The organism is Nocardioides kribbensis (assembly GCF_015070375.1).
In the GTDB taxonomy this organism is placed as follows: domain Bacteria; phylum Actinomycetota; class Actinomycetes; order Propionibacteriales; family Nocardioidaceae; genus Nocardioides; species Nocardioides kribbensis.
In genome coordinates this window covers 17,234-26,602 of record NZ_JADCLL010000007.1, presented here as the reverse complement: position 1 = coordinate 26,602, position 9,369 = coordinate 17,234, and the positions used below count along the sequence as shown (strand labels likewise).

The 9,369-nt window shown below is 67.8% G+C and carries 13 protein-coding genes; all 13 read right to left on the bottom strand.

From position 1 onward, the window contains the following. Positions 1-4 precede the first annotated feature (4 nt). Positions 5-622, bottom strand: coding sequence for a terminase (locus IR170_RS19620; protein WP_227489393.1), 618 nt, complete (start codon positions 620-622; stop codon positions 5-7). After that, complete coding sequence (locus tag IR170_RS19615) at positions 588-1,580, bottom strand: terminase (RefSeq protein ID WP_227489392.1); 993 nt, start codon at positions 1,578-1,580, stop codon at positions 588-590. Before IR170_RS19615 ends, IR170_RS19620 begins: the two co-directional genes overlap by 35 nt. After that, positions 1,561-1,998, bottom strand: a complete 438-nt coding sequence (locus IR170_RS15020; protein ID WP_454557341.1) for a phage terminase small subunit — start codon at positions 1,996-1,998, stop codon at positions 1,561-1,563. The genes IR170_RS19615 and IR170_RS15020 overlap by 20 nt, the downstream gene beginning before the upstream one ends. A 452-nt stretch (positions 1,999-2,450) precedes the next feature. After that, positions 2,451-2,990 carry a hypothetical protein gene (locus IR170_RS15015; RefSeq protein ID WP_193665370.1) on the bottom strand — a complete coding sequence of 180 codons (540 nt, stop codon included), beginning with the start codon at positions 2,988-2,990 and terminating at the stop codon, positions 2,451-2,453. Then, positions 2,990-3,283: a hypothetical protein gene (locus IR170_RS15010; RefSeq protein ID WP_193665369.1), complete on the bottom strand. Its 294-nt coding sequence runs from the start codon at positions 3,281-3,283 to the stop codon at positions 2,990-2,992. Before IR170_RS15010 ends, IR170_RS15015 begins: the two co-directional genes overlap by 1 nt. 59 nt (positions 3,284-3,342) lie before the next feature. Then, a complete protein-coding gene (locus IR170_RS15005) occupies positions 3,343-3,510 on the bottom strand; it encodes a hypothetical protein (protein ID WP_193665367.1) in 168 nt (55 codons plus the stop codon). Positions 3,511-3,693: 183 nt separating this feature from the next. After that, on the bottom strand, positions 3,694-4,545 hold the full coding sequence (locus IR170_RS15000) for a hypothetical protein (RefSeq protein ID WP_193665365.1): 852 nt from the start codon (positions 4,543-4,545) through the stop codon (positions 3,694-3,696). Beyond that, positions 4,542-4,928, bottom strand: coding sequence for an ead/Ea22-like family protein (locus tag IR170_RS14995; RefSeq protein WP_193665363.1), 387 nt, complete (start codon positions 4,926-4,928; stop codon positions 4,542-4,544). The genes IR170_RS15000 and IR170_RS14995 overlap by 4 nt, the downstream gene beginning before the upstream one ends. 374 nt (positions 4,929-5,302) lie before the next feature. Continuing rightward, a complete protein-coding gene (locus tag IR170_RS14990) occupies positions 5,303-5,905 on the bottom strand; it encodes an HNH endonuclease (protein WP_193665360.1) in 603 nt (200 codons plus the stop codon). Then, complete coding sequence (locus IR170_RS14985; protein WP_193665358.1) at positions 5,902-7,194, bottom strand: replicative DNA helicase; 1,293 nt, start codon at positions 7,192-7,194, stop codon at positions 5,902-5,904. Before IR170_RS14985 ends, IR170_RS14990 begins: the two co-directional genes overlap by 4 nt. Then, positions 7,191-7,958, bottom strand: a complete 768-nt coding sequence (locus IR170_RS14980) for a hypothetical protein (protein ID WP_193665355.1) — start codon at positions 7,956-7,958, stop codon at positions 7,191-7,193. Before IR170_RS14980 ends, IR170_RS14985 begins: the two co-directional genes overlap by 4 nt. Positions 7,959-8,288: 330 nt before the next feature. Continuing rightward, positions 8,289-8,711: a single-stranded DNA-binding protein gene (gene ssb / locus IR170_RS14975; RefSeq protein WP_193665353.1), complete on the bottom strand. Its 423-nt coding sequence runs from the start codon at positions 8,709-8,711 to the stop codon at positions 8,289-8,291. 91 nt (positions 8,712-8,802) lie between these two features. Further along, positions 8,803-9,186 (bottom strand): hypothetical protein, encoded by a 384-nt coding sequence (locus tag IR170_RS14970; RefSeq protein WP_193665351.1) that lies wholly within the window; start codon positions 9,184-9,186, stop codon positions 8,803-8,805. Positions 9,187-9,369: the final 183 nt, after the last annotated feature.

The window sequence follows — 9,369 nt, the reverse complement described above, 5'->3', positions numbered from 1 at the left end:
CGGGTTATCGCGGTAGGCGGAAGTACGTCGGTCCGGTCTGCTGCCCCCAGCCGGCCGTGCGTGCGTCGCAGGCGGCTTCGTGGGTGACGACGCTGGTCACGCCGGCGTCGATCTTCTGGAGCCGTGACGCCTTGGCGATGCCGTACTGGTCTCGCCCGCCGCGGCCGACCTTGACGGCGGCTGCGATGTGGGTGGCGGTGTCGGGACAGCCGTCGTGGGTCAACAGGCCCGTCTTGAGGTCGATGACGAAACGCTCGAGGGCTGCGTGCATCGCGGTGGTGCGGTAGGTCTCCCACGGCAGCACGATCTTGTCGCCGTACTTGACCTGCCACGCCTCGCCCTCGCTGGTCCACAGGGGCGGGTCGTAGTAGAAGCGCAGGACGGTGAAGCGGTCGAAGATCTCGTCGACGGCCGCGTGGACTTCGCTGCGGGGGATGCGGTGGTCGTGGTGGGATGCCGGGTTCCAGATAGCTGGCTTCCCACCCTGGATGCGCGGGGTGAACTGGAAGCCCTCGAAGGTCTCGGCGCGGATGGCAGACCAGTCGTCCACGTCGCTGCCGTCGAAGCCCAGGCAGATCTCGGTGCCGTCAGGCGGGTTGGGCAGCCAGGGCATGTCCGGCATATGCGCCCTCCCAGAGGCCCGTGGGCAGCCAGGCGTCCGAGCCTGCGACGACGCGGTTGCCGAAGAAGCGTTCGGCGTCGCCGGGGTCGGTCTCCATGATCTCGGCAGCCTCGGCCTCGATGGCGTCGAGGTCGACCCACCAGGAGTCGCCGTAGACGATCTTGTGGATCCTGCGACGGTCCGCCTTGTTCTTGTACGACAGGCGGGCCGGCGACTGGCGGTAGTCCTTGTAGATGTCGCTGACCTTGGACTCGAACCCCATCTGCGCCACCGAGAGCTCGGCGGGGTTCCACGCGTTCGTGGTCTCGATCGAGCGACCGGACATGCCGGCCAGGCCGCGACGCTGAGTCTTGGCCAGCGAGTGGCCGCCGTTGGTCTTGAGCCACAGGCCGGTCTCGTCCTGGATGGCTAGCGTGATCGGCTGTCCGAGGCGAGAGGTGGCCTTGCTGGTGACCGGCTCAATCCACCCGCCATTGGGCAGGTTGATCCGGGTGACGCCGGCGTCCGGGATCTCGTCGGCAAGGGGGCCGCGCTGGATCATGGGCAGCAAGTGCTTGTAGACGTTGTCGGTCTGGTCGTCGGTGGTCGCGGCGATCTGGATACGCGGGGTGGCCTGCGGGCGGCCGATGGGCTCACCCTCGGCTGACCAGCCGTCGAAGATCGTGGGGCCCAGCGCCTCGGCGCAGATGATGGCCGCAGTGAGCGGGCCCTTGCCCCACTTCTGCGGGCGGACCAGGATCGAGCGGCGGTAAGTGAAGGCGGTGGAGAGCTGACCGATCCGGGCGTCGAGGTTCAGCCGGTAGTGGTGGGCCAGGAAGACCCACATCTCGTCGGTGAGCTTGTACGGCTCGCCCCCGTGCTCACGGTCGGGGATGACGCAGTTGGCCTCGATCCACTCGCCAACGTCCCACCCGAGGGTCGGAAACTCGCCGTCGTACTCAGGAGCCCGCCACGGCATTGTCTGCCACCTTCAACCGGCCGCGCGCCGTGGTCTTGGGCGCCTTGGTGACGCGCTGCTCGGCAACCTCGTCGCTGGCGACCTCCCAGCGCAGGCGAAGCATCGCCATCGGAGTCAGGCCCAGTCGGTCCTCGAGCTGACGAGCCTCGGCGAGGAAGCCGACCGACATGGCCTCGGGGTTCTCGCACATGCGGACGACCTCGGCGTAACGGGCAACCACGCGGGTCCAGCCAAGTCGCTCCCAGGCGACGGCCTGCGGGGTTGTCCAGAGCTCGGCCCAGGTCGGGGGCTCGCTGGTGCTCAGCGGCCACAAGGGAGTCTCGCCGTCGCGGCCTTCGCTGGGCAGCTTGACGGTGTTGGCCATCGGGGCATTGCGACGCCGGCGCGCGTCGTCACTCTTGGGTGCCGGACCGGGCATGTCGCACCTCCCTCGATATGCGCGTGGTGACATAGTGGGGCCTCGCGAACCCGTACACAGGAAAGTTGGCCTCCCCAGCGGCGACCTTGAGGGCCTCGTCCCGCCCCCACCCCCTGGGTCTTACCCGCGTGGTGAGATACGACCCGCTGCGGAGAGGTTCCCGGTCGCACACTCAGGCCCGCGGTAGATGCTGCGGTCGTGGTCGTCGTGGCCAAGATGCCACGCGCGGGGATCAACCTCGTGTGGCCGCCCCTCGGCGGCGCAGCGCCAGCAAGTGAACCGCTCGCCAGCATCCATGCGCCGCTGGTAGCCGGCACGCAGGCGACGGTGGTCAGCGCCGTACCCACGAGCAGCAGCGTTACCTCGCGCCTGCTCACGCTCACGTCGATGCTCAGCGCACCGCGTCTTGTCGCCAAGCACGGGACAGCCAGGCTCAGCACACACCCGCATCGTCACGACGTCGCAACCACAGCCACGCTCGAGCCAGTGCTCACGATCAGCGTGGCCTTGATGGTGAGCACGACCTGCGCAGTGGTCTTGGTCTTGACCGTGACGTCGGTGCGCCCGATGAGTGCAGCACCACGCAGCACGTCGACTCGGTAGCCAGCGTTCGGCATCGGGCGAGACAGCGTGACGGTCACGTCCACGCTCGCAGCCAGCGCGATGGTGGGCGTGCCAGCCTCGCCAGTAGCGAAGCCCTGTGCATCCAGCCTGGCCTTGAGTGCAGCGGTGGCTGCATCCATCTCGGCATGCTTGGCCTCGCTCGCCGGGATGGCAGCGCTCAACGTGGCAGCCACCTGCTCGAGCGTGACGGCCTTGCTGTCCGCATCGACAGCGATCTGGTGAGCGGTGCTCCCGGTCTGCGCGGCAGTAGCAGCCGCATCAGCAGCAGCGTTGGCCTTGGTCATCGCGCGGTCGGCCTTGTCCTGCGCAGCCTGGAGCTTGGCGGTCAGGCCGGACAGGTCAACGGATCCCAGCGGTCGCAGCGGCATCAGTGACCTCGCTGGATCCACACCTTGGGCGTGCCGGCGCTGATGACCTTGACCACCGTGCCGTCTGCCGTGGGCGGGTAGAACGTGTCGGCACCGAAGCCAGCAGGGATGCACCACGAGCCGTCACCACCCACGACCGGAGTGCTGCCGTCCACGGTGAGGTAGAGGTCGGCGGTTCCATCGTGGGCGATCTCGACTGAGTCCAGGTCGTCATTGAAGGTGACGCTCAGGACGGTGTTGGCGACGAGGGTCTGCGCGTGCTTGCCGACTCGGCCGGCTGCTACGTCAGCCATGACGCCTCCCGCTCACTCGTCGGCTAAGGTATCCGCCCGGCTCGCTCAGCTCGGGGCCGTCAGGCGTTGGTTGTGTCTGAGGGCCGGGCAAGTTCGTTGTACTCGTCGAGCAGCAGGTCGATCATCGTCAGCTCGTCGTCGCGGTCACGCCGCGAGTCCCAGCCGCGAGCCTTGGGCAGCACGGCCATCGCGCGTCGGCAGCGGGCCTCGAGGTCGTCGGCGCTCATCGCTGCCCCCAGATCCCGCCGCACCAACAGCGGCCAAGTCGATGCGGCGGGCGGGGGGTCCGGAGTTCACGTACCCGCGGGCCCACTCCGTCAGGCTGACCCGAGACATGGCAAACGCCCCGTCCGACCAGCGGGCGAGGCGTTCAGGGGACGACTGTTAGACGTCCAACTACCACAAGAGTATCAGGCCGCGGGCTCGTCTGTCGCCTGCTTCGGCTGGAGCAGGTCGAACACCTCCCCGAGCTTGTAGACCCGGCGCGGTCTGCCGTCGAGCACGCGCACCCCGACGTCGAGCAGCTTCTCACGGTCGATCCACCGCTCGATGCGCTTGGTCAGCCGCTCCTCAGACATCTCGCCGTCGATCAGGCCGACCGCGATTCGAGCGATCACGCGCACCGGAGCAACCTCCTCGCGCGCCTCGGCGATCATCACGTCACGGCGCTGACCGGCGTCCCAGGTTCGGCCGCACTCGGGGCAGCGGACCCACTTGGTGCCCTGCGATCCGTAGAGGCCGCGCGGACAGTAGACCGCGTCAACCTCGCCGTCGTCCATGACCTGCCGCCCGAGCTCATTGCCGCAGACTCCGGCGTACCAGCCTGTGTCGGAGCGGTCGAGGATCCGCTGGAGGCGACGCTCGCAGTCGAGCATCTCGGTCAGCATCTCGCCCGCCCACTCCAGCGTGGCGATGGACGACAGGTGCCGCTCCAGCCAGGCGCAGCGCTTGCCGGTGTCGAGCGGGGCTGGGTCGATCCCTGGTCGGTCATCCTCCAGGTTGCGCACCCAGCCGAACACGATGGAGCTGACCCAGTCGGCGGCCTCGCTGATCCTGTCGGCGCTGGACTCAAGTGCCGGCGGGGGAGTCGACTGGTAGGCGCCGCGGACCTTGACGCGTTCGCCGGGCTTGATGCGCAGCACGTCGGCGTGGAAGGCGGCAACGTTCACCAGCGCGACCGTCGCGGTCTGCTGGCAGGTGGGGCAGAGTGCGAGTCCGTTGGTGACCTCGCCGTTGCAGAACAAGCATCGGCACTCGCTCATCGCTCGCTCCCGTCCATTGCGTGGTCAAGGATGCCCACAACGCCCGAGGTGAACAGGGAATCGCCCTGACCGCGCTGGGCCGCCTCGTCTCGCCACTTCTCGACCCAAACCCGCACCCGCTCCACCGCAGCCTCGGCCCTCTCCAGCCTGTCGAGCAGCTCCAGCACTGTGGGCGGGTCGAAGGTGGCGATGTGCTCGGCGTCGGGTCCGTAGTCGCTGTCAAGCGCGACGTGGGAGTACTCGCGGGGCCCGACGGTGTGAATCAGCCGCCCTTCACTGCCGCCCAGGCGCCAGTCGTCGCCATACTCGTCGAACCGGTGCTCCCACGGGCCCTCCGTCGCCGCCTCGGCCACTTCCCGCAGCCGCTGGATCTGGTCACTCATCGGTCCTCCTCGCTAAACCCGCCGTGCATGTTTGTGAATCCGACCGACATGGGCGAAGCGATGCAGTCTCCGCTAGGCGGCTGCTCGTCTACGCCCGTCTCGATTGAGAGGACCTCGCACCCGAAGAGGCTCAGTGCCAGCCTCATGCGTCGCCCCCAACGAAACCGTGCACCTCGATGATGTACTCGAGCCGCGCGCCTCGGCAGATCGCTCGCCAATGCCCCGCGCAAACCGGAACCCAACAGCTCGCAGGATCGTCGCTGGGCGAATGCAGGAGATCGAAGGAAGCAGAGCAATCGCACCGCTCCGCAGCGCAGATCGTCCACCAGCCCGAATCGCGCAAGATCCCGGCGTCTCGGAATGCCTTCTCGTGCTCACTCATCGCTGCCTCGCTCGTCGGTCTGGGTGGGGGTGGTCATGGCGATCAACTCCTGCTGCTGGGAGGCCGTGAATGCGCGGTCGGTGTAGCCGTAGCCGGTGCACCAGGCGCAGTAGGCCAAGGTCTCCATCTCGCGGACCCAGGGCACGGCGCTGAGGTACGTGCCGTCTCGCCAGCGGGGTCGGTGCTTTCTCTGCCCGGGACCGTCGAGCGGCTCGGCGGGGTCCTCAAGGTCGGGAGCCAACCAGCAGGTCTGGCACCACCAGGTCGTCGGGACCATCTCGCGCTCGTGGTCGCCGTCGTTCCAGTTGCTGCGCTCCTGGTTGCAGCGCTTGCAGAGGGTGCGCAGGTTGCTGGAGTGGTCGCCTCCGCCGGCTGACCACGGAAGGATGTGGTCGAGCTCAAGCTGGCCGTAGTGACCCTCAAGGTTCACTCCGCAGCGGCGGCAGTTGTAGCCGTCGCGCAGGTAGACGCTCAGCCTGACCACCGTGGGGATCGGGGCGCGCTCGCCGAACCGGATCCGCTCGTGGCGACCCTTGGGCCGGCCGGCTTCATCGAGGTACTCGTCCACGATCTCGTCGATGCGCTTTGCGGTCATGCCGCACCCCCGCTCGGGGACCAGGCGCGAGAGGCCAGGTGCGCGTAGTGGCCTTGGACCTCGAGGGTCGCGATGCCCTTGGGTCCGTGTCGGTTCTTATCCACGATGACCTCCAGTTCGGGGAGTTGGTCGTCCGGTTGGTGCAGCAGGATCACCACGTCGGCGTCTGCTTCGATTGAGCCCGACTCGCGCAGGTCAGCCATGCGGGGTCGTCCGTCGGCGTGACGCGTCCCCTCGCGGTTGACCTGGGCCATCGCCACGACACAGGCGCCGGTCTCGCGGGCAAGCAGCTTGAGGCCGCGGGAGATCTCCCCGAGCTGCTCGGATCGGTTGGTGCCGCGGCCACTGGTCTGCATCAGTTGCAGGTAGTCCACGACGATCAGGGCCAGGTCATCTCGGACCCGCTGGAAGTTGCGGGCCTCGCGTCGGATGCTGGTGACGGTCTGATTCGGGGCGTCTAGCACGCGGATCGGCATCTCGTTGAGCTCGGTCGAGCGAGGTGCGATCCGGTTCCACTCAGCCTCGGTGGTCTTGCCGTCCATGAGCGCCGTCAGGTTGACCCGTGCGTGACGAGCGAGCATCCGCTGGAGCACTTCCTCGGCATCCATCTCCAGCGACGCGAACAGCACGGCGTGCTGGTGTCGGTGGGCGAAGTGGACGGCGAGGTTGGTGCCCATGAGTGACTTGCCCACGCCGGGCCGGGCGCCGACGATGACGAGCCGCCCGGGAGCGAGTCCGCCGATCATGCGGTCGAGGTCGTCCCACCCGGTCTCCAGCGCCTTGGCCCTGCCATTCTCGGCGACGTCGAGCACTGAGGGCAGGATCTCGGCGAGGGTGCGGGCTGCAGTCACGGCTCGACCGCGGGTGGCGTCGTCGACTGCGGCACGAGCCTCCTCGCGCAGGATCTCGAGGTCGCTGGACTCGTTGCTGCCGAGCTCGTGGATCACGGTCCCAGCCTGCTGGAGACGACGGCGTCCGGCCGCAGCGATGACCTGCTGGGCGTAGTACGGGGCCTGAGCGATCACCGGGGCGAGCTGGGCCATGTCGAACAGCCGGATCGGGTCGTGCTTGACCGCAGCGGAGTCGAGGGCCAGTCGCACCGAGATCGGGTCGGGCTGATTGCCGGCGCCGTGGACCCGACCGATCGCGGCCCAAACCTCCTCGTGGAACGGGGAGTAGAAATCGGACGGCTCGAGCATCTCGAGCAGGTCGTCGATGTCGCGGTAGCCCGACATTGCAGCGCCCAGGACAGCGACCTCCGCATCCTTCGCTGAGGCGAGGTTGCTCATGCTCCCCGCCTCTCACGCTGGCGGCGCATCCACTCGCTGTACTCGGCCTCGGACAGGCCGTCCGGCGGGGTCTCGATCTCCGAGGCGTGCTGGAGGTGGCGGGGGCGAGTCACGGCCTGCCCCGGACGCTCCCGACGCAGCCACGTGTTGAGCGCCAGGTGCCAGTCCTTCATGGTCGAGCCCTTGGCGCGGTGGTGGTCGGCAAACTGCGCGACGACGGAGTCGAGATTCAGTCCCCGCTCCTCGGCGATCTCCCGGTTGCGCTGGTTGGGCTCGAAGTCGTCGGGGAGCTGGGTGGCGCGCTTCGGCGCGCTGCTAGTTCCGTTAGGAACTAGGGACGGGTCGGGTCGGGTCGGGTCGGGGTTGCCGAACGCGTTCTGACCCGTTCGCGGAACTTCGGGCGAACCCAGGTCGCTGACCTGCGGTTCCGTCTTTTTTGTGCCCTTCTTTGCAGCACGAATGGACTTCATTCGTGCCCTAGCTGCATCCCTTTCCGCATCCACTTCGCCCCTAAGTGGCTGTCGAATGGACCACTGATGGAACTCAATTCCACCTTCTTTGCGCTCCCAGAGGCCCACCGCGACCAGCTTGGAGACCTGCGATGAAGTGCCCATCCGGGCGAGCATGTGGTCCGGCACGAAGCCGTCGGTGAGGTTCTGGGCACACCAGGATCCGGCGCGGACCCACAGGCCCATCGCCGCATTTCCGGCGGCGACGGTCTTGTGGTGAAAGGAGAGGTTGTCGTCGACCTTGAACCACACCATCAGGCGCTCACCATCCAGCGCACGATCCAGATGTGGCCGCGGCGGTCGGTGCAGTGGTTGGTGGCGATGCCGCGGTCTACCGAGACGCCGTCACTGAGGGCGACGTCTCCGCAGGTTGGGCAGGTGGATGGCGATGGTGGTGGTGGCGCGTCGCTGTAGGGCAAACTGGTCACAGTCGGTCGCTTCCTTTCGATCTGGCGAGGCCCTCGAGCACACGGAGCTGCAACTCCGCTCGGGGGCCGACTTGTTGTCGCTTCCTTGGCGGACATGCTGCCCCGTCGCCCCGACAGCAGCGGGGGCTCGTAGGCGCAGAACTGGGTCATTCGGGCGTCAGAACGGGGGCTCGTCCGCAGCCGGCGAGGTGCTCCACGGGTCATTGTTCGACCGCGGCGCAGCACTCGCCTGACCGCCGGACCGCTCACCTCGGGGCGCCTCGACGACCTTGGCGACGGTGGGGAACTTGAGCTCGAGCGAGGTGCGCTTCTCGCCGGCGGAAGTCTCGTACTCGCGCTGGAACAGACGGCCGGTCACGAGCACCTTGTCGCCCTTGCGCAGCGCCTCAGCAGCCGCCTCACCTGCGCTTTCCCAGATGGAAGCGCCCAGAAACAGCTTGTCGCCGTCCTCCCATCCGGTGTCGGTCTTCTTGGACTCGGAGGCTGCGATGCGGATGGAGCAGACCGCCTTGCCGGCGCTCGTATAGCGGAGCTCGGGGTCCGCGACGAGGCGGCCGTTGATGGTGATGGTGGGGAGCATGTGTGGTCCTAGTGGTCTCTGGGGTTGGGCGAGGTCTGGTTGGCGACCGTGTCGACGCCATGGATCTGGTAGAAGCTGTGGAACGTCGCCATCACGCGGCCGAGGAGTTGCCGATCTTTCGGTCGGCGTAGTCGACGTTCTTCTGCTCGCGCGCTCGACGGCGCTCCTCGGTGCGGGCGAGGTTGTGCAGGCGACGGGCCTCATTGCACGGCTCGCACGGCTCCTCGCGGTGGTAGCGGTGGCCGTCGTAGCCGTTGCGGGTGCCGCATTTCCAGCGGCGGTCGACCTGATGGCCGATGCCGGCCCAGGTGCCCTCGGGCATGATTCCGCCGGTCAGCCGCAGGCTGCCGCGCAGTTCGCGGCACTCGGCGAGGAAGGGGCAGGTCTCGCAGATCGACTTGGCGAGCAGGTGGTCCTCGGGCTCGGTGGAGTCGAAGAGCTGCCACTCACCGGCACAGGGGGCGTTGAGGATCATGCCGCCGCCTTCTTCGCAGCCAGTCGCCTTGCGGCGGTCCGGTCACGCTCGTACTCACGCTGAGCGGACTGGCAGGGGACGCAGGGTCGCTCGCCGTGACGACGGTGGCAACGCCATGCTGCGGGAGTGCCGCACGGCATGGGACCGGTGCGCTTCTGCTTCGGCGCCTCAATCTCGTTGAGG

Excerpts from the sequence above, each read along its gene's own strand:
- IR170_RS19620 (WP_227489393.1), bottom strand. The coding sequence starts at position 622 with ATGCCGGACATGCCCTGGCTGCCCAACCCGCCTGACGGCACCGAGATC.
- IR170_RS19615 (WP_227489392.1), bottom strand. The coding sequence starts at position 1,580 with ATGCCGTGGCGGGCTCCTGAGTACGACGGCGAGTTTCCGACCCTCGGG.
- IR170_RS15020 (WP_454557341.1), bottom strand. The coding sequence starts at position 1,998 with ATGCCCGGTCCGGCACCCAAGAGTGACGACGCGCGCCGGCGTCGCAAT.
- IR170_RS15015 (WP_193665370.1), bottom strand. The coding sequence starts at position 2,990 with ATGCCGCTGCGACCGCTGGGATCCGTTGACCTGTCCGGCCTGACCGCC.
- IR170_RS15010 (WP_193665369.1), bottom strand. The coding sequence starts at position 3,283 with ATGGCTGACGTAGCAGCCGGCCGAGTCGGCAAGCACGCGCAGACCCTC.
- IR170_RS15005 (WP_193665367.1), bottom strand. The coding sequence starts at position 3,510 with ATGAGCGCCGACGACCTCGAGGCCCGCTGCCGACGCGCGATGGCCGTG.
- IR170_RS15000 (WP_193665365.1), bottom strand. The coding sequence starts at position 4,545 with ATGAGCGAGTGCCGATGCTTGTTCTGCAACGGCGAGGTCACCAACGGA.
- IR170_RS14995 (WP_193665363.1), bottom strand. The coding sequence starts at position 4,928 with ATGAGTGACCAGATCCAGCGGCTGCGGGAAGTGGCCGAGGCGGCGACG.
- IR170_RS14990 (WP_193665360.1), bottom strand. The coding sequence starts at position 5,905 with ATGACCGCAAAGCGCATCGACGAGATCGTGGACGAGTACCTCGATGAA.
- IR170_RS14985 (WP_193665358.1), bottom strand. The coding sequence starts at position 7,194 with ATGAGCAACCTCGCCTCAGCGAAGGATGCGGAGGTCGCTGTCCTGGGC.
- IR170_RS14980 (WP_193665355.1), bottom strand. The coding sequence starts at position 7,958 with ATGGTGTGGTTCAAGGTCGACGACAACCTCTCCTTTCACCACAAGACC.
- ssb (WP_193665353.1), bottom strand. The coding sequence starts at position 8,711 with ATGCTCCCCACCATCACCATCAACGGCCGCCTCGTCGCGGACCCCGAG.
- IR170_RS14970 (WP_193665351.1), bottom strand. The coding sequence starts at position 9,186 with ATGATCCTCAACGCCCCCTGTGCCGGTGAGTGGCAGCTCTTCGACTCC.